The following is a 22,053-nucleotide window of genomic DNA, read 5'->3' on the forward strand; positions in this document are numbered from 1 at the left end:
CCGACCACGGCACAGGCGGCATCCTCCTCGGACTCTACGGACCACTAGTCGTACGCCGCACCGGCGACATACTCCCCGACAAAACCTTCACCGTCGTCTTCAACGACATGAAAACCAACAACCTCACCCAAGCCCCCGACTACACCGCCAAACTCGGCGAACGCGTCGAATTCATCGTCATCGCCCACGGCAACCTCTTCCACACCTTCCACATCCACGGACACCGCTGGGCCGACAACCGCACCGGCATGCTCAAAGACCCACAAGACCAAAGCCGAATCATCGACACCAAAACCACAGGACCCGCCGAATCCTTCGGCTTCCAAATAATCGCCGGCGAACACGTCGGACCCGGAATGTGGATGTACCACTGCCACGTACAAAGCCACTCCGACATGGGAATGGCCGGGATGTTCATGGTGGCCGACGCGAACGGGAACGTGCCGGGCCACTCCATGGACGACATGCCGGAGCACTCGATGAGTGGGACGCCGAGCCCCTCCATGGCCGACATGTCGGAGCACTCGATGGGTGGGATGTCGGGCATGAGTGGGATGACGGGCCACTCCATGGACGGTTCGTAACGGCGACACCGTCACACGTCCGCATCAGGGCTTCGGCTGGGAGCAGTCCCTATGCCGTGAAGATCTCCTCGCGGGCCTGGTCGAGCGCGGCGAGGACGGCGCCGCGCAACACCGGGTTGCCCTCCACCCGGCCCGTGACGACCTGCGGAGGGACCGGGCAGATGCGGGCGACCGCCTCTTCCACCCGGGTGGTCAGCGCCGCCCCACCGGCCCGGCAGACCTCCCCGGCCAGGACCACGAGGCCGGGGTCGAGCACCACGCACACGGACGCCACGCCGAGGGCGAGCCGCGAGGCGACCTCGTCGAGCAGCGGCTCGCCCGCGGTCCCGGCCGCCACGGCCGCGGTCACGCAGTCGGCGGCGGTGTCCCCGGCGAACCCGTGCCCGCGGGCCAGTTCGGTGACGGCCTCGGAGCTGACCAGCGACTGCAGGCCGCCACCGAGGGACGGCAGGCGCCCGGGCACCGCCCTGACGTCGTCGGCGAGCGGCACCCCGGGCACCGGGAGGTAGCCGATCTCCCCCGCGCTGCCCGACCGGCCCCGGTGCAGCCGTCCGCCCAGCACGACGGCCAGGCCGATGCCGCGGCCGACCCACACGAGCACGAAGTCGTCCACCTCCTGGGCGGACCCCTTCGCGCGTTCGGCGATCGCGGCGAGGTTCACGTCGTTCTCGATCGTGACGTCCCTGCGCAGGTCGCGTGCGAGCGCCTCGTGGATGCCCTCGTGCCATTGCGGCAGGTCGAAGGAGAACCGCACGTCCCCGGTGCGGGGGTCGACGACGCCGGGCGTGCCGATGACCACGCCGCGCAGCCGCGACAGCGCCACCTTGGCGCTCCTGCACGCCTTCACCACGGCCGCGTGCACCAGCGACACCGGGTCGTCCTGCCCCTCGGGGGAGGCCGTCACCTCGGCCACCACGTCGCCGTTGATGTCGGCGATCGCCGCCGACACCCGGTCGGGGCCGACCTCGAGCCCCGCGACGTACGCGCAGGAGGCGATCACGCCGTACAACGCGGCGTTGGGCCCCCGGTTGCCCGCCTGCTCCCCGACGACCTCCACCAGGCCGCGCTCCTCCAGCCGCGCCAACGTCTGGGACGCGGTGACCTTGGACAGGCCGGTGAGCTCCCCGATCTGGCCGCGGGTCAGGGGACCCGAAGCGAGCAGCAGTTCCAGGGCGGCCCGGTCGTTGATCTCCCGGAGCAGCCGGGGCACGCCAGGACGTCGCTCCATGCTCCTGCTTCCCATCGTCTGAAGTCTCCGGCTCGCCGTCGGTGCGCCCACCCACGCCCCTCCGGTGCGCTCGGCCCCCGGCGGCGCTTCGGCCATTGCGCCCGTGAATGAACAACAAGGTTTCCAGCAAGCTTAGCGAGCCGACAAGTGCGGGGAACGGCCCAGGTCGAACGTATTGGTAACGCTCCCATCTTTCGTGAGGATGGCTCATATGAGCCCGAAGGGAGCGCCATGACCGAGACGGCCAGGCAACCGCACACCCCACCGGCCCGCGGACTTTCCGCTCCCTCCTGGCCGCTGGTCATGCTCGTGACGGGCGTCATGCTCCTGTTCGACGTGGTGCGGGTGTTCCTGCCGTCCCTCATCACCCTGTACGGCAGGGCGGGCGAGACCGCCCCCGAGAGCATGGGGATGTACGCCGCGCTGTGGTTCGTCCTGCCGTTCGCCGCCGTCCCCGCGGCGCGGCTCGCGTCGCCCCGGATCGTCGGGGCGGTGGGCGCGGTGGCGCTCGCCGCGGCCCGGCTCTGCCTTCAGGCGGCGGACGGAGGCACGCCCCAGCTCCTGCTCGCCTCCGCCGGGGTCACGGCGGGCCTGGTCTTCCTCTACGGCTGCGCGCGGACGACCGCCGGCACGTGGGTCCCGGCCGGGCTGATCGGCGGCCTGGCCGGTTCGTCGATCCTCCATCTGGCCCTCGACCGGATGGACCTCGTCTGGCGGGACGGCCCGCTCCCCTGGATCGCCGTCGTCGTGCTCTGCGCCGCCTTCCTCTGGTCCGTACGGCTCTCGCCCGCGTCGCCCGTCCCCGCCCCGGCGGCCGTGTGGTTCGCCTTCGGCCCGATGCTCCTGCTCGCGGGCATGTACTGCGGCGCTCCGGCCGTGCTCGCGCAGGACACCGGGCAGCACAGCGGGCAGCACGGCGCACCCTTCACCGCCCTGGCGGTCGTGCTCCAGGTCGCCGCGCTGTGCGCCGCCGTCGTCTGTGCCTGGACGACATCGTTGGGCGTGAGGACGCCCCGGAGCCGGTGGGCGTCGTGGGACTTGGCGGCCGGGCTCTTCCTCGTCGCCGGGGTGGCGGCGGCCGAGATCGGCGTGCAGGGCCTGCCGGCCCTCGTGACGACGGTCGCCCTCGGGGCCTGCGCCGGCGCCGCCGGACGACAGGCGGGCACCGCCGCGGAGAGCACAGGCGGGCGCGCGGGCGTCGCGGCGTTGGGCGGGATGCTCGTGTTCCTGGTCGGGGCGTTCCTCTACTACGCGGCCTTCGACACGGATCTGGGCTTCCCCAACGCGCTGGTCCCGGTGGCCGTGGCCGTCCTGGTGGCCGTCCTGGTCGCCGTCGTGGCCGTGCGCGCGGGCCGGCGGCACCGGGCCGCGGGGATCGACGGACAGGCTGCCCGGAGGGCGCCGCGCCGATGGGTGTTGATCGCGTTGCCGCCCGCCCTTCTGACCGGCCTCCTCACCTGGCAGTCGCCGCCCGCGACGAAAGCGATCACCGGAAACGAGTTCACCCTCGTGGCGTACAACATCCGGATGGGCTTCGGGCTCGGCGGGCGGCTCGACCTCGACCGCATCGCCGCCTGGGCCGCGACGCGGCGTCCCGACGTGGTGCTGATGAGCGAGGTGGACCGGGGCTGGCTGCTGAACGGCGGGCACGACGACCTGGCGAGGATCGCCCGCGGCCTGGGCATGCGCTACTACTTCGCCCCCGCCGCGGACCGCCTCTGGGGCGACGCGCTGCTCACGAACCTTCCCGTCGCCGAAATCGGTTCGACCCGGCTGGGACGGCACGGATATCCGACCGGCGCCCAGGCGCAGTCGATCGTGCTGAAGGTCGGCGACCACGAAGTGGGCATCGTCAACACCCACCTCCAGGAGCCGCGCGGGCAAGCGCCCGAGGTGGCCGCGATCGCCCGGCGGCTCGCCGCGACCTCCCGCCCGCCCGGCACCGGTGTCGCCGCTCCGCGGCCGGTGATCGTGGCAGGAGACCTCAACACGACGCCGTCCGACCCCCAGATGCGCGTGCTGGAGGCCGCGGGCCTGTCCGACCCGCTGCGGGCGCTCGGCGACCCGCCGACCTCCCCCGCCGATGCCCCCGTGCGGCGCATCGACCACGTGCTGATCTCGGACGGGCTCACCGCGGTGGCGGCCGACGCGCCCCGGGTGCCGTTCTCCGACCACCTCCCGCTCGTCGTACGGCTCCGGCTGGATTGAGCCGTATCTGGCAAATCACGGCCCGGCCGGCCCGTGATGGCGGGCGGGCGTCCTACCGATGCCAACCAGGCGGGATAATCGACTACATGCGACTTTCTGCCCGTGTCGACTACGCCCTCCGTGCCGCCGCCGAACTCGCCGCGGCGGGTGAGGGACCCACCACGGTGGGCGAGCTGGCCAAGGAGCAGGAGATGCCCCCCAAATATCTGGAGAACATCCTGCTGCAGATGCGCCGCGCCGGACTGGTGCGCGGGCAGCGGGGCCCAGAGGGAGGCTATGTCCTGGCACGGCCGGCCAGTCAGATCTCGCTCGCCGATGTGATCCGCGCGGTGGACGGGCCACTAGCCAACGTGCGGGGCGAGCGGCCCGAGCACGTCGGATACCAGGGCGCCGCCCAGGCGCTGCAGCAGGTGTGGATCGCGCTGCGGGCGAGTGAGCGGGCCATCCTCGAAGCGGTCAACCTGGAGCAGATCGCCAAGGGCGAGCTGCCGCCCCGGGTGACCGAACTCGCCGCCGACCCGGCGGCCTGGGACTCGCACATGCCCGTGTGAGCCGCCCGTACCCGATCCTCGCGGGAGGAGAGCCGTGCCGGAGGGTGACGCCGTCTATCGGACTGCCAAGCGGCTCAGGCAGGCCCTCGACGGCCGAAGGCTGACCCGCAGCGACTTCCGGGTGCCCCGGTACGCCACCGCGGATCTGCGCGGCCGGACCGTGCTGACGACACTCTCGCGCGGCAAGCACCTCCTGACCCGGGTGGAGGGCGGGCTCACGGTCCACACCCACCTGCGCATGGAGGGAAGCTGGCGCCTGGGCCCGGCGGGACGTCCGGCGCCGAGGGGCGACGTGGTCCGGCTGATCCTCGCCAACATCCAGTGGCAGGCGGTCGGCACACGGCTGGGGATGGTCGACCTCGTGCCGACCGACCGCGAGGAGCGCGTCGTGGGACACCTCGGCCCGGACCTGCTCGGGCCGGATTGGGACCCCGCCCTCGCCGTGCGAAACCTGTTGCGCGCGCCGCAGCGGTCGATCGGGGAGGCGCTGCTCGACCAGCGCGACCTCGCGGGCATCGGCACGATCTGGCGGGCCGAGACGCTGTATGCCGCGCGGATGTCCCCGTGGCGTCCGGTGGGGTCGATTCCGCCGGACGAACTGGAGGCGCTCGTGGCCGTCGCCCATCGCCTGATGGACGCGAGCAAGGACGCGCCGCTCCCGGTGACGACGGGCGATCCGCGCCCCGGGCGGTCGCTGCTCGTCTACGGCAGGGCACGCCGCCCGTGCCGCCGCTGCGGCGGCCCGATCAGCGGCGGAGAGATGGGACCGCAGCCCGCCGAGCGGCTGATCTACTGGTGCCCCGCCTGCCAGCGCGACTGAGAACCGACAATAGGGCGGTACGCACACACAAAGGGGATCCCGTGCCGCCCACCGCCGCCCGCGTCATGCTGCTCGTCCTGTACACCGATCGGCTGGAGGAGTGCCGCGACTTCTACGGCGCACTCGGCGTCGAGTTCACTCCGGAGCGGCACGGCCAGGGCCCGCGGCACTACGCCGCCGTCCTCGCCGACGGCACCGTGTTCGAGGTGTACCCGGCGACCGCCGAGCGCAGAACCGGATCCGTACGGCTCGGTCTCCAGGTGGACGGCGCCACCGCCGAGCCGCCGTTGGAGCCCGGCCGGCACCTCATGACCGACCCGGACGGCAGGGTGGTCGAGGTCCAGGCGTCGTGATCCCAGCCTCGTGACCCCGGCGGCCTGAAGCGACGGCGCGCCGCGGACGCCGGCCGCGAACGAGGCCGCGAGGCCGAGGAACGTGAGGACGCCGCGGGAGCGCGGCGGAAGGCGCCGCAGAGCCGGAGGGGCGAACGCGACCCCGGCGAAAACGGGCCGGACGGGCGCGTCGAGAACGGGCCGCACATATCGGAGACGGGCGGGCCAGGACGGGCACACCGGGGAACGGGCCGCACGAAACGGAAACGGGCCGGACGGGCGCGTCAGGAACGAGCCGCACAAATCGGAGACGGGCCTGCGGGGGCCAGGCGCCCACCCGTGGGATCGGGACGGGCACCCGGGTCCGGGTCGACCCGGACTGCGGGCGCGGGGGCCACGCCTGGCCTTCATGCCGGGCGTGTCCTGTCGGGCCGTGTCTTATGGGGCCTGCGGGGACGGTCGGGCGAAGTTACGGAGACGCCGTCCGCCGGCGCGGCGGGGCGTCGAGGCGCCGCCTAGGCGGCGACCATGTCCTTGACTTCGGGGAAACCCTCGAAATCCGGCCCCGAGGGGACGGTCTCAGGGATGGGCAGGCGCTCGTGCTCGGGCACATCTGCCAGCACGGGGGCGGCCTGCAGCTCGGCCAGCGCGAACTGATCGGACACTTCGCGCAGCACCTGGGACAACGGCACCCCGAGCGCGCCGCAGATCGAGGCGAGCAGCTCGGAGGAGGCTTCCTTCTGACCGCGCTCGACCTCGGACAGATAGCCGAGTGAGACACGCGCCAGAGTGGAGACCTCGCGAAGGGTGCGATTCTGCCGCACCCTCAGCCGCCGCAGTACGTCACCGAGCAGCTGACGCAGCAGGATCATCTGTCGCTCCCTCCCCAAGGGGGGCGCCTTCACGACGCCTCTCGCGGTGGGCTCATGTCGCCCCTTCTTCATCTGCCCTTCGTACATACGCCTCGCCGTCATCATGGGTTCGCTCGGCCCCTTCGCCGGGCGTGCGCCTGTCTTGCTCCTCGCCGTTGGCTCACGGACCTCACTCACAGCTCCACCGTACCTGTAGAGGGCGACACCGCGGCAGACCGAGGCGAGCATGTTCGCTGGGGACGTAACGCGGTAATCACCACGAATGTTCCCCCAAATTTGCCTTCAGCACACCTTCCAGCAGCCTCAACGCCTCCTGACAGGTGGCAGTTCTGATCCCGTCCCTGTCTCCGGTCAAGCGCAGGTCGCGGTGCCAGAGCCCCTCTCCCGGTCCCGCCAGGGCGATGTGGACCGTGCCGACCGGCTTCCCGTCCTGGGGATCGGGGCCGGCGACCCCGGTCACCGCCAGGCCGTAGTCGGAGTTCGCGAGCTTGCGCACGCCGGCGGCCATGGCCGCGGCCACGCCGGGATGCACCGCTCCCTCCCGTTCCAGGAGGTCGGACGGCACGTCGAGGAGGCTCGCCTTGAGGTCCGTGGCGTAGGCGATCACCCCGCCCCTGAAGGCGGCCGAGGCCCCCATCGGACCGGTCATCGCGGCGCCGATCAGGCCGCCCGTGAGCGACTCCGCCACGGCGACGGTCGCACCCTGGCGCACCAGCAGGGACAGCACCTCGCTCGCCACGCCCATCATCAGCTTCGCGCGCTCCTCGCCACCTGCCGCAGCCGCACCGCCCGCACCACGTAGTCGGCGCCGGTCCCGACCGTGACCACCAGGGCGAGACCCATGGCCACCCACCTGATGACGCCGGGCACCCCCGGCACGATGTAGAGCGCGATGGCCACGATCTGCAACACGGTCTTCACCTTGCCGCCGTAACTGGCCGGGATAACCCCGTGCCGGATCACGAGGAAGCGCAGCAGCGTCACCCCCGCCTCGCGGGCGATGATCACCACGGTGATCCACCACGGGATCTCGCCGAGGTACGACAGGCTGAGCAGCGCGGCGCCGATCAGCGCCTTGTCCGCGATCGGGTCGGCGATCTTCCCGAAGTCGGTGATCAGGGCGTACTTCCTGGCGAGCCAGCCGTCGAGCTGGTCGGTGAGGGAGGCGAGCAGGAAGACGCCGAGGGCCGCAAGGCGCCAGCCCTCTCCCTCGACGAACAGGAAGGCGGTGAAGACCGGGACGATCGCCAGCCGGGCGATGGTCAGGACGTTCGCGATGTTCCAGGTGCTGACCCGGCGCACCGCACCCTCTCCGGCGCCTTCTCCGGCGTCCTCTCCGGCGCTGACGCCCTCTCCGGTCACGCCGGCGGGCGACGGCTCGGGCGCCGTACGACCATCGAATACGGCCCCGGAGCCCGGCTCCCCGGAGACGCCGGCCCCCGTCTGCGGGACACGCGGGACGGGCGCCGGAGTCGCCACCGGTGCGGCGGGCACGGCGGCGACCGGCGGCGCCGCGGGCTCCGGAGTCATCCCTCCCGGCCCCGCCACGTCCATCGGCGGCTCACCGCGCTCCGTCATGTGCCTGCCTTGATCCGGGCGATGAGGTCGACCCCCTCGGAGTCGACGGCGACCGCCTGGACGATCTGGCCGGGGACCAGGCCGATTCCCTGCACCGTTACGGCGCCGTCCACCTCGGGGCCCTGGTGCGCCGCCCGGCCCTCGTAGCCGCCGTCGCCGAGGTCCTCCTCGATCAGGACCTCCAGCTCGGTGCCGATGCGCTCCTCGGCCCGCTGGGCGGTGAGCTCCTCGGCGAGCTCGGTCAGCGTCGCGACCCGCTCGTCGATCACGTCCTGGTCGAGCTTGCCGTCGAAGCCGTACGCGTCGGTGCCCTCCTCGTCGGAGTAGCCGAAGACGCCGATGACGTCCAGCCTGGCCTTCTCCAGGAAGTCCACCAGCTCGTCGAACTCCTCCTGGGTCTCCCCCGGGAACCCCACGATGAAGTTGGACCTGACGCCCGCCTCGGGCGCGCGGTCGCGGATCTGCGCGAGCAGGTCGAGGAACCGCTTGGGGTCGCCGAAGCGCCGCATCCGCCGCAGCACGGTTCCGCTGGCGTGCTGGAAGGACAGGTCGAAGTAGGGTGCGACCCCCTCCGTGGAGGCGATCACGTCGAGCAGCCCGGGCCGCAGCTCGGCGGGCTGCAGGTAGCTGACCCGCACGCGCTCGATGCCCTCGGTCGCGGCCAGCGGCGGCAGCAGCTTCTCCAGCGCGCGCAGGTCGCCCAGGTCCTTGCCGTACGACGTGGAGTTCTCGCTGACCAGCACGAGCTCCCTGACCCCCTGCCCGGCCAGCCAGGCGGCCTCGGCGAGCAGGTCCTCCGGGCGGCGCGAGACGTACGAGCCGCGGAAGGCCGGGATGGCGCAGAACGTGCAGCGCCGGTCGCAGCCCGACGCGAGCTTCAACGAGGCCACCGGTCCCGAGCCGAGCCGCTTGCGCAGCATGCGCGGGCCGCTGGCGGGGGCGACGCCCTCCGGCAGCGGGTCCTCCTGGGCGTGACCGGGAATGTGGGCACGCGCGGCAGAGCGCTCCACCGGCGTGATCGGCAGGAGCGTGCGGCGGTCCCGCGGCGAGTGCGGGACCAGCGACCGGCCCGCGATGACGTCGTCGAGACGGTCCCCGATCTCGGCGTAGTCGTCGAAGGAGATGACGGTCGCCTCGGGCAGGGCGTCGGCGAGCTGCGCGCCGTACCGCTCGGCCATGCAGCCCGCCGCCACCACCTTCGCGCCCGAGTCGGCCGCGGCGAGGAGGGTGTCGATGGAGTCCTTCTTCGCCGAATCGATGAAGCCGCACGTGTTGACGACGACGACGTCGGGATCGTCGTCATCGGTGTGCCAGCCGGCGGCCTCCAGCCGCGCGGCCAGCTCCTCGGAGTCGACCTCGTTGCGGGCGCAGCCCAGCGTGATCAGCGATACGGTTCGGCGAGAAGACATGATGCGAACTACGGTATCGGCAGTCGGCGATTAACGGGGACTCGGGCCGCCCGCCTCGAAGGTCCGCCGGATCATCTGACCGTCCTTGCCGGGCGTGCCGAGGTCCCTTCCGTTGACCTCCAGCCGCACCGCCCCCGCGTCGCCGATGGTCACCCGCATGCGGTCCTTGGCCGAATAGGTCGTGGTCTTCCCCTCGGGCACCGTCCCCTGGAAGATCTCCTTGCCCTTGGCGTCCCTCACGTTGAGGTAGGACGGCTTGCGCGCGGTGACCTTCACCACCACGACGCCGGGCGCGAGGGCCTCCTCGACGGTCTTCTTCTCGTGGCCCTTCTCGTGACGCGCGTGCGCGTGCGGCGCGGTCACCGGAAGCTGGGCGGCCGTAGGGCCCGCCTTCTCACCGGAGCTCCCGATCATCCGCGCGATGACGACGACCGCGACGATGGCCAGGGCGACCGCGACGGCCGTCGTCCAGCTCGGGGCCCTGCGGGCCCGTTCGCCCACGTCGCCCCTGAACACCGCCGAGGCCTTGACCGGTGACGCGATGTCGGCGTTCTCCTGCTCGTACTGCCGCAGGATCTCGTCCGGGTCCAGGCCGAGGTCGGAGGCGATGGTCCGGATGTGCCCGCGTGCGTAGAAGTCGCCCACCGAGAAGTCGTCGCGCTCGAAGCGTTCGATCACGGTCTCGCGGATCCGCGTGCGCTCGCCGAGCTGACGCACGGTCAGCCCGGCGCGTTCACGGGCTTCGGCCAAAACAGCACCAACGCTCATTGGTCAGGCCCCCCTGTCCGAGCTTGCAGCTCGCCCCACAATGCGTAGTTAGTCACATTCAATCAGTAACTGACTACGATGGGTACCCGGGGGTGTGCCAAATGTGCACGGAGAGTGCACATGGGAGCGGCCAGGGCCTGTCAGCGCCGCAGGGGCTTCAGCGCGAGATAGAGCCCGGCGGAGATGAGGAACCCGGCCTCGAACGCGATGTCCCCCACCTGGGGCACGCTCCGCGGCACCAGGCCGACGTACTGCTCCTGGTTGGAGAACAGCCAGACCGACAGGACGACCCCCGCGACCATCGCGACGGGCCCGGCCCAGTTGGCGTGCCGCCGGTCGAACATGAGCGGTTCGAGCGCGCGGATGTCCTGGCCGCGCCGCAGCAGCATGTCCGTCAGCACCACGCCCAGCCAGGGGCCGATCCAGTACGCGATGACCAGCAGGAACGCCTCATACTTGTGCCCGGCGTCCTCCAGGCCCGACAGCGCCACCACGAAGCCGATCACGCCGCAGGCCAGCGCGACGATGGCACGCCGCATCGTCAGCGGCAGCCGTACGCCGAGGGCGAGCAGCGACATCGCGCCCGAGTAGACGTTGAGCGCGTTGGCCGACACGGCCCCGAGGGCGATCGCGAGCAGCGTCAGGTTCGCCACGAGCGCGGGCAGGTGGCCGGTGAACGCCGAGGTGGGCTGCCCGAGGGCGTCGCCGCCCCCGATCGTCACGGATGCCGCGCCGACGACCTCCAGCAGCACGCACGACACGAACACGCCGAGGCCCGCCGACAGACCGGTGGCCCGCCTGCTCGCGTCCTGCGGCAGGTACCGCGTGTAGTCGGCGGCGTACGGGTTCCAGCCGGCCGCGTAGCCGAACGTGGCGCCCACGGTGAGCAGGAAGCCGCCCAGCCCTCCCCCGCTGCCCGCGTAGCCCGGCTGGGCCTTCGACAGGATGATCACGGAGGTGACCGCGAAGATCACCGCGAGGACCGGGAACGCGTACTTCTCGAAGGCCTGCACGAGGTTGTGGCCGAAGAAACCGAGCGCCACCATGACCGCGACGACGATCAGCAGGCAGGCCCAGCCCGGCAGACCGGTCAGCGTGTTCAGCGCGAGCGCGCCGCTCACGCTGTTGACCGCGAACCAGCCGATTCCGGCGGCGACGGAGTTGAACGCCGAAGGGATGACGTTGCCCCAATAGCCGAACGGCAGCCTGCCGAGCACCATCTGCGGCAGCCCCGCGCTCACGCCCCTGGCCGACAGCACGCCGTGGGTGAGGGCCCCGAGGCCGCTGCCCACGACGACGGCGAGCACGGCCTGCCAGAAGCCGAGCCCGAACGCCGCCACGGCGAGGACCCCGAGGAAGATCGTGGCGAACTCCAGGTTGGGCGAGGTCCACGTCCAGAAGAGCTGCCGGGGCCTGCCGTGGCGCTCGGAGAGGGGGATGAACTCGATGCCGCCAGGCTCGATCGCGGCGACCTTGTCGCCGTACCGGCCCTCGCGTACGGCGACTTCGGGGGGTTCCAGAACTGTCATACGGAGATCGCCCTCAGCTTCTCGAGGAGGTAGTCGGACGCGCGCATGGGCTCGTAGGAGACCCGGCCGATCGGGGGGCCGAGCGACTCCACCTCGGCCAGGGGATTGCACTCGTAGAAGTAGATGAGCGAGATCAGCTCCTCGTCCGGCGCCGACGGGTCGGGCGGGAGCACCCGGTGCCGGGTGGAGCGCCAGCGGTCGCCCGTCCAGCGGGCCAGCAGATCGCCGATGTTGATCGTGAACGAGTCCGGCACGAACGGCGCGTCGATCCACTCGCCGTCGAGCGTGTAGACCTGCAGGCCGCCGACGCCCCGTTGCCGGTCGAGCACGGTCACGGTGCCGAAGTCGGTGTGCGGCCCGATCCGGAACTGCCCCGCCTCCGGCTCGCCCACCTGCGACAGCGGCGGGTAGCGGTTGATGTTCATCGTGTACGACGGGTGGTCGGCCCGGGAGGCGAAGAAGTCCTCCTCGATCCCCAGAGCGGCCGCGCAGACCACCAGGAGTTCGCCGGCCAGCGAGCGCATCTCCGCCAGGTAGCGGGTGAGCAGCACCTGGAGTTCGGGCACCTCGGACGGCCAGACGTTGGCGAGGAACCACTCGGCGTCGATCTCCGGGACGCCGATCGGCTGGTCGGCGCCCACGGCGAAGGTCTCCTTGAGGTCGGGCGGGGTGGGCGTGCCCTCGGCGTAGCCGTTGGCCTCGACGCCCGGCGGCAGCCAGCCCCGCTCCCCCACGACGGCCGCGTACCGCTGCTTCACCTCGGCGGGCAGGGCGAAGAACCGCCGGGCCGCGGCGCGCACGTCCTCGCGCAGCGCGGCCGGCACGCCGTGCCCGGTGACCAGCAGGAAGCCGATCTCGCGCAGCGCGGCGTCGACCTGGGCGGCCACCCGCGCCCGGCCGTCCGCCTCACCGGAGAACCAGGGAGTCAGGTCGACGACGGGAACCGAATTCATGCCTCATCTCCGATGTCCTCGTTCCAGACGGCCGGGTTGGCCGCGATGAAGGCCGTCATGAGCCCGGCGCACTCGGGATCGTCGAGCACGACGACCTCCACCCCGGCCTCGGCGAGCCACTCGTGCGCGCCCATGAACGTGCGGCACTCGCCGACGACCAGGCGCGGGATGCGGAACTGCCGGATCAGGCCGCTGCAGTACCAGCAGGGCGACAGGGTGGTCACCATGGTGGTCCCGCGGTAGGAGGGCTGGCGGCCCGCGTCGCGGAAGGCGGCGGTCTCCCCGTGCACCGAGGGGTCGCCGTCCTGGACCCGGCGGTTGCGCCCGCGCCCCAGCAGGCGACCGTCCGGGCCGAACAGGGCCGCGCCGACGGGCACGCCGCCTTCGGCGAACCCCTTCCTGGCCTCTTCCAGGGCCACGCTGAGCATGGCGGCGTCGCTTGTCATGCGCTCACTATCCCTCCACGCCGGGCCTTCGGGAACGGACGAAACGTCCGTACTATGACGACCCTTAACGGACGATCCGTATAGGGGTGCACCGATGCCTCTGACCCTGCGCGAGCTGCTGTCCTTCGAGGTGCTGCGAGAGGCCCGGCCGGAGGTCCTCGCCGGGGAGACCGCGCTCGACCGGGTGGTCCGATGGGTGCACTCCAGCGAGATCTACGAGATCGGCCCACTGCTCACCGGCGGCGAGCTGCTGCTGACGACCGGGCTCGGCCTGGCCGGCACCGACGCGGGGGCGCGGCGGCACTACCTGCGGGAGATCGCCGCCAGGGGCGTGGCCGGGGTCGCCCTCGAACTCGGCCGCACGTTCCCCGAGACGCCTCGCGAGCTGGTGGAGGAGGCCCGCAGGCAGGAGCTGCCGTTCATCGCCCTGCACGCGGTCGTCCCGTTCATCCGGATCACCGAGCACGTCAACACGCTGATCGTCGACTACGCGAGCCGGCGGCTGCGGGTGGGCGACTCGGCCACCCGCGCCCTCAACGAGGCGCTCATCGCCGGCGCCGGGGTCGCCGGGGTGCTGGCGACCGGAGCCGAGGTCGTGGGGGCCCCGCTGATGCTGCTGTCCGCCAGCGGCGCGCTGGTCGCCGCCCACGGCGTGGGCAGCGACCGGGACGCCTGGCGCGCGGCTGAGCGTGCGGTCTGCGAGTCACCGGTCACCCTCCACGGCCATCCCTGGGGGCGGCTGGTGGCCGGCCCCGGTTCGGCGCTGCCCGCCGACGACCTGGCGATCGCGCTGGAGCGGACGGCCGTCGCCCTCGCCCTCGCCATGCTCAGGACGGGCAGTCCGCCGAGCGAGCGCGACCGCCAGACGTCCGCGCTGCTGCGGGACCTCATCGAGGGCACGGCCGAGGCCGACCCCGGCGTACGGGCGGTCATGGCGGGCCTGCCCACCGGGCCCGGCCACCTGCTGGTGGGCGTGGCCGTGGACGCCCTGGAGACGGCGGCCGCGCTCGCCGTGCTCGACCGGGCCGCGCACATCCTGCACACGACCGCCCTGCGCGGGCGGGTGGGCCGGCTGGTGCTCGGCACCCTCGCGGTGCCGGTGGCCGTGGCCGACGCCGCCGGTGCGGCCGCCCAGGCGCTGGAGGAGGCGCTGCGGCGGCTGCACACCCCCCAGCTCAGAGTCGCCGTGGGGCACGCCGCTACCGGCCTGGCCGAGCTGGGCGGTTCGCTGCGGGACGCGCGGGCCGCGCTCGGGCTGCGGCGGGACGCCCGGCTCGTCACCACCCGCGCGCTCGCCCTCGAACTGGAGCTCACCCGCCACGCCGACGCCCGGCACGCCGCCGAGCTCGTACGGCGCACCATCGGCCCGCTGGTGGACTGGGACACGGCCCACCGGACCGACCTCGTCGGCACGCTGGAGGTCTTCCTGCTGCACGGGTGCAGCGCGACCCGGGCGGCCGCCGCGCTGCACCTCGGCCGGCAGACGTTCTACCAGCGGCTGCAGCGCATCGAGACGCTGCTGGGCCACCCGGTGACCGACCCCGGCGCGCACGCGGCCCTGCTGCTCGCCACCGCCGCCCACCGGGTCGCAAGCCGCTGAGGTCAGGCCGTGCGGACGCTCGGCGAGGCCCGGCGGCTACTCGCCGCCGCGGAGGTCAGGCGATCCAGGCCGTGCGGACGCTCGGCGGCTACTCGCCGCCGCGCAGGTCGGCGAGCAGGCCGGGCAGGTCGTCGGGCTTGACCAGCACCTCCCGGGCCTTGGACCCCTCGCTCGGGCCGACCACGTTGCGGCTCTCCAGCAGGTCCATCAGCCGTCCGGCCTTGGCGAAGCCCACCCGCAGCTTGCGCTGGAGCATCGACGTGGAGCCGAACTGGGTCGACACGATCAGCTCGGCGGCCTGGATCAGCAGGTCGAGGTCGTCGCCGATCTCCTCGTCGATCTCCCGCTTCGCGGCGGCGGGCGCGGCGACGTCCTCCCGATACTCGGCCTGCATCTGGACCTTGCAGTGGCCGACGACCTCCGCGATCTCCTTCTCGGAGATGAAGGCGTTCTGCAGCCGCATCGGCTTGCTCGCGCCCATCGGCAGGAACAGCGCGTCGCCCTGGCCGACCAGCTTCTCGGCTCCGGGCTGGTCGAGGATGACCCGCGAGTCGGCGAGCGAGGAGGTCGCGAACGCCAGCCGCGAGGGCACGTTCGCCTTGATCAGGCCGGTCACGACGTCCACGGACGGCCGCTGGGTGGCGATGACCAGGTGGATGCCGGCGGCCCGGGCGAGCTGCGTGATGCGGACGATCGAGTCCTCCACGTCGCGCGGCGCGACCATCATCAGGTCGGCCAGCTCGTCCACGATCACCAGCAGGTAGGGGTACGGCTGGTAGACGCGCTCGCTGCCCGGGGGCGGCACCAGCTTGCCCGCGCGCACGGCCTTGTTGAAGTCGTCCACGTGCCGGAAGCCGCTGGCCGCCAGGTCGTCGTACCGCCGGTCCATCTCGCCCACCACCCATTCGAGGGCCTCGGCGGCCTTCTTCGGGTTGGTGATGATGGGCGTGATGAGGTGCGGGATCCCCTCGTACGCGCTGAGCTCGACCCGCTTGGGGTCGACGAGCACCATGCGGACCTCGTCGGGCGTGGCCCGCATGAGGATCGAGGAGATCAGGCCGTTGATGCAGGTCGACTTGCCCGCGCCGGTGGCGCCGGCGATGAGGATGTGCGGCATCTTGGCCAGGTTGGCCACGATGGTGCGGCCCTCGACGTCCTTGCCGAGCCCGACGATCATCGGGTGGGGGTCGGCCTGGGCCACCTGCGAGCGCAGCACGTCGCCGAGCGACACGAGGTCCTTGTCGACGTTGGGGATCTCGACGCCGATCGCCGACTTGCCCGGGATGGGAGACAGGATCCGGACGTCCGCGGACTTGACGGCGTAGGCGATGTTCTTGGTGAGCGCGGTGACCTTCTCGACCTTGACGGCCGGGCCCAGCTCGATCTCGTACCTGGTCACCGTCGGACCCCGGGTGAAGCCGACGACCTGCGCGTCGATGGCGAACTGCTCCAGCACGCTGGTCAGCGCGTTCACGACCGTCCGGTTGCCCTTGGTCTCCTGCTTGGGCGCGCTGCCCGGCCGCAGCATCGTGAGGTCCGGCAGCGTGTACGGCCCCTCCTGGCTGGACAGGACGAGCTGCTCCACCTTCCGCGGCGCGGGCGTCGGCAGCGGAGGCTGGGGCGCCGGCTTGGGTATCTCCGGCTCGGTCGGCTCGGCGGACTCCACGAGGTCGTCCATGAGGCCGGGGACGATCTCCGGCGAGTGGTCCTTCTCCGACAGCACGGGCGTGTCGTACGGCTTGACGGTGTCGCCGCCCTCGGGCGCCCCGCGCCCGCCGCCCTGCTGCTTGCGCGTGCGCTTCTTGGCCGGCCCGGGGGCCCTGCGGGGCTCCCCGGTCTCGTCCGGCCGCTGGAAGAGCATGTGCTGGATCTCGGCGAGACGCTCGGGGATGCGGTGGACCGGGGTCGCGGTGATCACCAGCAGGCCGAAGCCGGACAGCATCAGCAGCAGCGGGATCGTGATGAACGCCGGGAGGATGCTCGACGGCGGAGCCGAGACGATGAAGCCGATCATGCCGCCCGCCGCCGACACGTTGTCCATGCCGTCGTTGGGCCCTCCGGAGGGGTACGGCGTGCCGTGGGCGACGTGCACGATCCCGAGGATCCCGGCCAGCATCGCGGTCCAGCCGATGCCCATCCTGCCGGTCTCGGCGTTCTGGTCGGGGTGGCGCAGCAGCCGCCAGGCGAGCAGCGCGAGCAGCACGGGCACCGCCCAGGCGAGCGATCCCACCGTGCCGCGCACCACGGCGTCGACGAACGCGGCGAACCCCGTCTTGGTGTCCCGCCACGTCAGGGCGGCGAGCACGATGGCGCCCGCGAGCACCGACAGCCCCTGGCCGTCGCGGCGGTGCATGGGGTCGAGGTCGCGGGCTCCCTGCCCGAGTGCCCGGGCGGCCGCTCCCACGCCGTTCGCCAGCAGCATCCACATGCCGATGACGAGCTTGCCGATCACAAGGAAGAACCAGCTGATCGGGTCCTGGCCGGTGGCGACCGGCCGCTTGGGCGCGGGCCTGGGCGCCGCCCTGCCTCGGGAACCGGCCGGGGATCGCTTCGATGAAGCCGTACGGGATCCGGAGCGCGACGCGGGGCGCTTGCCGGACCCCTGTCCGGACGTACGGGTGGCCATGATGCCGAAGTTACCCCGGATGCGGGCGATTACCGGGGCGGCGCGCCGGGAGCCCGCCCGACGAGACACCGGTCTACGGGGCGCCGCCGGGGTTCCCCTGTCCGTCGAGGAGCGCGCTCACCCGCCTGCGACCGTCTTCGCCCGCCGGCACCTGCAGCACCAGCAGGAGATCGGGGTGCTCCGCCGGGCGCAGCTGGAACATCTCCAGGTCCACCCGCCCGATCTCGGGGTGGTCGATCGCGACCGTCGCGGGCCTGAACCGGCGGACCGGGTAGTCCGCCCACCACTCCCGGAACTCCGGGCTGACCTCGCTCAGCTCCGTCACCAGCGTCGTGAAGGCGGGGTCCCCCTGCCGGTGTCCCATCGCGGCGCGGAACTGGCTGATCAGAGCGCGGGCGGCGGGTTCCCAATGGACCATCCGGGCGCGGTTGCCGGCGTCGGTGAACATCATCCACAGCAGGTTCCGCCTGCCCGGCGGGAGCGTCAGCGGATCGTGGCGGAGCAGGGCGTAGGGGGTGTTCCAGGCCAGATAGTCCAAGCGCGCGTCGTACACGGAGGCGGCGTTCGGGGCGGCGGCGTCCACCAGGCGCCGCAACCGGTCCCGGGGTTCCCCCTCCCCGGACGGCGTGTCCGGAGGGGCCAGTCCGGCCAGGTCCCGCAGGTGGCGATGTTCGTCGGGATCGAGCAGCAGCGCACGGGCCAGCGCGTCGATCACCTGCGCCGACGCCGAGATGTCCCGTCCCTGTTCCAGGTAGGTGTACCAGGTGACGCCGACACCCGAGAGCTCGGCGATCTCCTCACGGCGCAGGCCGGGGGTGCGGCGCAGGGCCGGATCGCCTTCCGGCAGGCCGACGTCGGCCGGACGCAGGCGGGCCCGCCGGGCGCGGAGGAACGCGCCGAGCTCGGCCCTGCGGCTCGACGCCCTGGCGCGGCGGCCGGGCCCGTGACTGGCAGCACGAGTGCCAGGACCGCCGGACGCCGTCTCGTTATCGTGACGTCCATGATCCTTCACACCGCGAGTGTGCCACGGAGGTAGGCGCCATGAGCGATCCCGTACTGGTGGTCGGCGCCACGGGCCGGCAGGGCGGCGCCACCGCGCGCCGGTTGCTCGCCCGGGGCCGGAGCGTACGCGCCCTGGTGCGCGACCCGGGCGGTTCCGCCGCGCGGGCTCTGGAGGAGTCGGGGGCGGAACTCGTCGTGGGCGACCTCGACGACGAGGGGTCGCTGCGCCGCGCGATGCGGGGCGTGGACGGGGTCTTCCTGGCGCTGACCATGATGCAGGGCCCGAAGATCACGGTCGAGGGCGCCGCCGCCGAGGAGCGGCGGGGCCTGACGGTGGCCCGGCTGGCGGCCGAGATCGGCACGGGACACCTCGTGTACAGCTCGGTCCCCGGCACGGACCACCCTTCCGGAATCCCCCACATCGAGAGCAAGGCACGGATCGAGCGCGAGATCCACGCGCTCGGGCTGCCGGCGACGATCCTGCGCCCGGTCTCCTTCATGGAGAACTTCAGCACCTACAACCGGCCGGTCCTGGAGGACGGCACGCTGGTCGTGCGGCTCCCCTCGCAGCCCGGCACGCCGATGCAGCTGATCGGCGTCGACGACATCGGGGTGTTCGCCGCCCTCGCCTTCGAGCGCCCCGGCCGGTTCCTCGGCCGCACCGTCGACCTGGGCGCCGACGAGCTCACCCCGCTCGAGATCGCCGCCACGTTCGGCCGGGTGTGCGGCCTGCCGGCCCGCTTCGAACAGACGCCCATCGAGCAGGTGCGCGCATTCGACGAGTGGGTGGCCCGGATGTTCGAGTTCTTCGAGGAGCAGCCGCCCGCGCAGGTCGATCCGCGGGCCCTTCGCGCCGAGCACCCGGGCCTGATGACCTTGGAGACGTGGCTGCGTGCCACCGGCTGGAAAGCGTGAGGTTCACGGACATGACCGATGGACGGCTGCTGCCGCCGGGAGGCGGCGACACGATTCAGGCGATGACGCTGAAGGTCGGCGCGGAGCAGACGGCGGGGTGGTCGGTCTTCGAGGCCGTGGTCGCCCCCGGTTTCGACGTCGGGGCGCATCTGCATCACGAGGCGGAGGAGATGTTCTACGTCATCGACGGCGAGCTCGACCTCCTCGCCTTCCATCCGGCCGCCGAGGCCGGCCCCGACTGGCGTTCCTGGCGGTCGGAGACCGGCGCCGAGGTGCTGCGGGGCGGGCCTGGGAGCTTCATGCACGTGCCGGCCGGATGCCCCCACGCGTTCTTCAACCCCGGCAGTGAGCCGGCCCGGATGCTGTTCGTCGTGACCCCGGCGGGTCACGAGACATACCTGCGGGAGCTCACCCGGATGCTTACCTCGGGGCCGCCGGACCAGGCCGAGATCGCGGCGCTGCGCGCCCGGCACGACATCCACCAGCTGACCCCGCTCACGAACCGAGCCTGACGACCCCCGCTTTCGATCGGTGGGTCCGGCAGCCGTACGGGTGGCGGGACGCCGGAGTCAGTCGCGAGGCGGGGAGAAACCCGGAAGGCCGGCGGAACGGGCCGGGCGCGCCAGCCTCGCGATGAAACTCCGCACGCGTGGCCCGTGCCGGCGGACCCACGCCCTCACCCAGACACCCTGGTAGGCGACGACGACCCCCAGCGTCAGCAGAGCGTCGACGGCGTCGACCAGGCCGTCGTGGTGGTTGTCGTGGCGCAGGAGCACGCCGAGGGACCGGGCGACCAGCGCGACCGTGAACGGGACGGAGATCAGGAGGAAGACCCCGAGGCAGAGCCCCGTTCCGGCGACGAGGAGCACGCTGTAGATCCGGACGAACCGGCGCTGCCGGGGCTCCATCCCGGCGAGCGGTTCCGCGGTGGGCATTCGGGCGGCCCGGCGAAGCAGATGCAGGAGGAAGGCGGTCGCGTCGGCGTAGAGGTTGCGGCAGCGGGCCAGGTCCTGCACCAGGAAGTACAGGTCGGTGCGCATGAAGATGAAGAACTGCAACGCCAGCCCCGTCATCTCGGTGAGAGCGATGACGGACAGCAGCGTGTTGCCGCCGGACAGCGCCATCGTCAGCAGGCAGCCGGCGAGAACGCTCGCGTCCACCGCCATCCCCGCGAGATAGACGGTCAGGCGGATCCGCCGCTCGGCGAGCCAGATGCCGGAGACGTCGGTCTGCGCGGCCAGGAACTGGAGGCGCGTGTCCACCCGGATGCGGCCGGGGACGCCCGCGGCCCGCGCGGTGAGGAGGTGGGCGAACTCGTGGAGTGAGACCAGCACGGCCACCAGGGCGATCTCACTCAGCAGAACCACCGTTCCGTGGTCGCTCCAGAGCAGGGAACGCCACCGGGGAACGACGTCGGGGCGCAGCGCCGCGGCGACGACTCCGCCGAGCACGAGCAGGCCCATCAGGCAGTGCAGCAGGCGGCTCAGGGTCCATCGCACCATCCCCTTCGTGATCCAGGGAAGCGAAGGTGCGGGAGTGCCGGTGTCGGCGAAGACCCGATCACCGATCGAGGCCACCATCCCCACGGCCGCCAGGTCGTGCACGAATCCGGACACGTCGAGCTCGACTCCGAGCTCGACCTTGAGCTCTTCGCGTGTCGCGAGGATCGTCCGCCCGCTGCCGAGCAGTTCGATCGCCCGTTTCCCCGCGTGGGGAACCGCGATGCAGACACCCGTCTCGACGCGGCCGACGATCCATCCGTCCTCGTCCTCGCGGAAGCCGAGAGGGCGCAGCCGGACGTCCGTCATCGCGCTTCTGTGCCCATCCGGGGCGGCGGAAGCGGGACGACCCGCTTGTCCACGTAGGTCAGCAGGTCCTCACCTCGCTCGTACAGCGAGGAGACGACCGAACCCCACGCGGCCACCACGTCGGCGTCGTCTATCCGGCGCGCGCCGGCACACGCGCCGCCGTCGTCGTAGTGCACGTGGTACATGTGCCTTCCGGGAAAGATGACCAGTTCCGGAAGGGGGCCGTCCCTCTCGATGCCCGTCAGTTCACCGGCGTCCAGAACCCTGCCGCGCTCTCCCAGGCGCATGCGCAGGGCGAGAAGGTGCAGCTCCCATTGCAGGTACGCGGTGAGCGGTGTCTCGACGACCCGCAGGCGGCGCAGCTCCCCCCGGGCGGGAAGATCCGCGGCGATCGTCTCCCGTGCCGCCTCCAGCAACTCGAGCGACCGCCGCCAGTCTCCCGCACGCATGGCGTTCCAGCTCGGGTTCTCCCCCTCGTCGAACGTCTGGGCGCGCTCCAGCTTCCAGATCACACCGTCGACGTGGTGGAAGACCTCCAGGAAGTCCGCCGCGTACTCCCGCATGGGCAGCATCGTGCCCGGCACGGCCTCCGGTCGGGGTATTTTCATTCCTCACCGTCATTCGTTCTCGCAAGACAATGGCCCGGACGGCGACTCGGAAATCACCCATCCGGACCATCGCCGGTCAACTATTCGAGTTTCCGCTGTACGACTGCGTGGTCTCGATCTTGTCAAGCAGCCGGAACGAAATCTTCCCGGCCGCGTCCTCGGTCTCGGCGGAATCCTGCACCGCCGGCTCCTGTCGCTCCATTTCCACCCCCTTTC

The 22,053-nt window shown here is 72.0% G+C and carries 22 protein-coding genes; 8 read left to right on the plus strand and 14 right to left on the minus strand.

Annotated elements, in window-relative coordinates:
- Positions 1 to 584 (plus strand): multicopper oxidase domain-containing protein (locus BXA11_RS33035; RefSeq protein WP_159454883.1); only part of this gene is annotated, 584 nt, incomplete at its 5' end.
- 49 nt (positions 585 to 633) lie between these two features.
- Here BXA11_RS33035 and BXA11_RS33040 read toward each other — a convergent pair.
- Positions 634 to 1,812 (minus strand): ROK family transcriptional regulator, encoded by a 1,179-nt coding sequence (locus BXA11_RS33040; protein ID WP_076440906.1) that lies wholly within the window; start codon positions 1,810 to 1,812, stop codon positions 634 to 636.
- Positions 1,813 to 2,043: 231 nt separating this feature from the next.
- On the opposite strand from BXA11_RS33040, the gene BXA11_RS33045 reads away from it, so the two are divergent.
- The 4 genes from BXA11_RS33045 to BXA11_RS33060 all read left to right on the plus strand — a co-directional run bounded on the left by BXA11_RS33045 (position 2,044) and on the right by BXA11_RS33060 (position 5,744).
- A complete protein-coding gene (locus BXA11_RS33045) occupies positions 2,044 to 4,020 on the plus strand; it encodes an endonuclease/exonuclease/phosphatase family protein (RefSeq protein WP_083744758.1) in 1,977 nt (658 codons plus the stop codon).
- A gap of 86 nt (positions 4,021 to 4,106) precedes the next feature.
- Positions 4,107 to 4,571 (plus strand): RrF2 family transcriptional regulator, encoded by a 465-nt coding sequence (locus BXA11_RS33050; protein ID WP_030510650.1) that lies wholly within the window; start codon positions 4,107 to 4,109, stop codon positions 4,569 to 4,571.
- 34 nt (positions 4,572 to 4,605) lie between these two features.
- Positions 4,606 to 5,391: a DNA-formamidopyrimidine glycosylase family protein gene (locus BXA11_RS33055; protein WP_076440908.1), complete on the plus strand. Its 786-nt coding sequence runs from the start codon at positions 4,606 to 4,608 to the stop codon at positions 5,389 to 5,391.
- Between the two features lie 65 nt (positions 5,392 to 5,456).
- Positions 5,457 to 5,744 (plus strand): VOC family protein, encoded by a 288-nt coding sequence (locus tag BXA11_RS33060; RefSeq protein ID WP_204053610.1) that lies wholly within the window; start codon positions 5,457 to 5,459, stop codon positions 5,742 to 5,744.
- Between the two features lie 494 nt (positions 5,745 to 6,238).
- Here BXA11_RS33060 and BXA11_RS33065 read toward each other — a convergent pair whose 3' ends face one another.
- The 8 genes from BXA11_RS33065 to BXA11_RS33100 form a co-directional block, all read right to left on the minus strand.
- Positions 6,239 to 6,595, minus strand: coding sequence for a helix-turn-helix domain-containing protein (locus BXA11_RS33065; protein WP_030510653.1), 357 nt, complete (start codon positions 6,593 to 6,595; stop codon positions 6,239 to 6,241).
- A 253-nt stretch (positions 6,596 to 6,848) separates the two neighbouring features.
- Complete coding sequence (locus BXA11_RS33070) at positions 6,849 to 7,343, minus strand: CinA family protein (RefSeq protein WP_030510654.1); 495 nt, start codon at positions 7,341 to 7,343, stop codon at positions 6,849 to 6,851.
- Positions 7,343 to 8,173: a CDP-diacylglycerol--glycerol-3-phosphate 3-phosphatidyltransferase gene (gene pgsA, locus BXA11_RS33075; RefSeq protein ID WP_083744759.1), complete on the minus strand. Its 831-nt coding sequence runs from the start codon at positions 8,171 to 8,173 to the stop codon at positions 7,343 to 7,345. The genes BXA11_RS33070 and pgsA overlap by 1 nt, the downstream gene beginning before the upstream one ends.
- Positions 8,170 to 9,582: a 30S ribosomal protein S12 methylthiotransferase RimO gene (gene rimO / locus BXA11_RS33080; RefSeq protein WP_030510656.1), complete on the minus strand. Its 1,413-nt coding sequence runs from the start codon at positions 9,580 to 9,582 to the stop codon at positions 8,170 to 8,172. The genes pgsA and rimO overlap by 4 nt, the downstream gene beginning before the upstream one ends.
- A 30-nt stretch (positions 9,583 to 9,612) precedes the next feature.
- Positions 9,613 to 10,332, minus strand: coding sequence for a helix-turn-helix domain-containing protein (locus BXA11_RS33085; RefSeq protein ID WP_159454884.1), 720 nt, complete (start codon positions 10,330 to 10,332; stop codon positions 9,613 to 9,615).
- Between the two features lie 158 nt (positions 10,333 to 10,490).
- On the minus strand, positions 10,491 to 11,879 hold the full coding sequence (locus BXA11_RS33090) for a purine-cytosine permease family protein (protein WP_030510658.1): 1,389 nt from the start codon (positions 11,877 to 11,879) through the stop codon (positions 10,491 to 10,493).
- Positions 11,876 to 12,832 (minus strand): isopenicillin N synthase family dioxygenase, encoded by a 957-nt coding sequence (locus BXA11_RS33095; RefSeq protein WP_076440914.1) that lies wholly within the window; start codon positions 12,830 to 12,832, stop codon positions 11,876 to 11,878. The genes BXA11_RS33090 and BXA11_RS33095 overlap by 4 nt, the downstream gene beginning before the upstream one ends.
- On the minus strand, positions 12,829 to 13,278 hold the full coding sequence (locus tag BXA11_RS33100) for a nucleoside deaminase (protein ID WP_030510660.1): 450 nt from the start codon (positions 13,276 to 13,278) through the stop codon (positions 12,829 to 12,831). Before BXA11_RS33100 ends, BXA11_RS33095 begins: the two co-directional genes overlap by 4 nt.
- Before the next feature lie 94 nt (positions 13,279 to 13,372).
- Between BXA11_RS33100 and BXA11_RS33105 the strand changes: the two genes are divergently transcribed.
- Entirely contained in the window at positions 13,373 to 14,878 is a 1,506-nt protein-coding gene (locus tag BXA11_RS33105; RefSeq protein WP_076440916.1) for a PucR family transcriptional regulator, read from the plus strand.
- 88 nt (positions 14,879 to 14,966) lie between these two features.
- Here the strand turns inward: BXA11_RS33105 and BXA11_RS33110 are convergent, their stop codons facing one another.
- Together BXA11_RS33110 and BXA11_RS33115 are read right to left on the minus strand one after the other, a co-directional pair.
- Positions 14,967 to 17,504 carry a DNA translocase FtsK gene (locus tag BXA11_RS33110; RefSeq protein ID WP_076440918.1) on the minus strand — a complete coding sequence of 846 codons (2,538 nt, stop codon included), beginning with the start codon at positions 17,502 to 17,504 and terminating at the stop codon, positions 14,967 to 14,969.
- A 73-nt stretch (positions 17,505 to 17,577) separates the two neighbouring features.
- The gene (locus BXA11_RS33115; RefSeq protein WP_083744760.1) at positions 17,578 to 18,516 is read right to left on the minus strand and encodes a helix-turn-helix transcriptional regulator; all 939 of its coding nucleotides are present in this window, start codon (positions 18,514 to 18,516) and stop codon (positions 17,578 to 17,580) included.
- 29 nt (positions 18,517 to 18,545) lie between these two features.
- On the opposite strand from BXA11_RS33115, the gene BXA11_RS33120 reads away from it, so the two are divergent.
- Both BXA11_RS33120 and BXA11_RS33125 read left to right on the plus strand, forming a co-directional pair.
- A complete protein-coding gene (locus BXA11_RS33120) occupies positions 18,546 to 19,421 on the plus strand; it encodes an NmrA/HSCARG family protein (RefSeq protein ID WP_076440920.1) in 876 nt (291 codons plus the stop codon).
- A gap of 11 nt (positions 19,422 to 19,432) precedes the next feature.
- The gene (locus BXA11_RS33125) at positions 19,433 to 19,933 is read left to right on the plus strand and encodes a cupin domain-containing protein (protein ID WP_030510665.1); all 501 of its coding nucleotides are present in this window, start codon (positions 19,433 to 19,435) and stop codon (positions 19,931 to 19,933) included.
- Positions 19,934 to 19,990: 57 nt separating this feature from the next.
- On the opposite strand, the gene BXA11_RS33130 is transcribed toward BXA11_RS33125, so the two are convergent.
- The 3 genes from BXA11_RS33130 to BXA11_RS45520 form a co-directional block, all read right to left on the minus strand.
- Positions 19,991 to 21,229: a hypothetical protein gene (locus tag BXA11_RS33130; protein ID WP_076440922.1), complete on the minus strand. Its 1,239-nt coding sequence runs from the start codon at positions 21,227 to 21,229 to the stop codon at positions 19,991 to 19,993.
- Positions 21,226 to 21,837, minus strand: coding sequence for a DUF6879 family protein (locus tag BXA11_RS33135; protein WP_076440924.1), 612 nt, complete (start codon positions 21,835 to 21,837; stop codon positions 21,226 to 21,228). Before BXA11_RS33135 ends, BXA11_RS33130 begins: the two co-directional genes overlap by 4 nt.
- A gap of 76 nt (positions 21,838 to 21,913) precedes the next feature.
- Positions 21,914 to 22,039 (minus strand): hypothetical protein, encoded by a 126-nt coding sequence (locus tag BXA11_RS45520; protein WP_260617399.1) that lies wholly within the window; start codon positions 22,037 to 22,039, stop codon positions 21,914 to 21,916.
- Between the last annotated feature and the right edge of the window lie 14 nt (positions 22,040 to 22,053).

Origin of the sequence: Microbispora rosea (genome assembly GCF_900156315.1) — a bacterium.
Taxonomy (GTDB): Bacteria; Actinomycetota; Actinomycetes; order Streptosporangiales; family Streptosporangiaceae; genus Microbispora; species Microbispora rosea.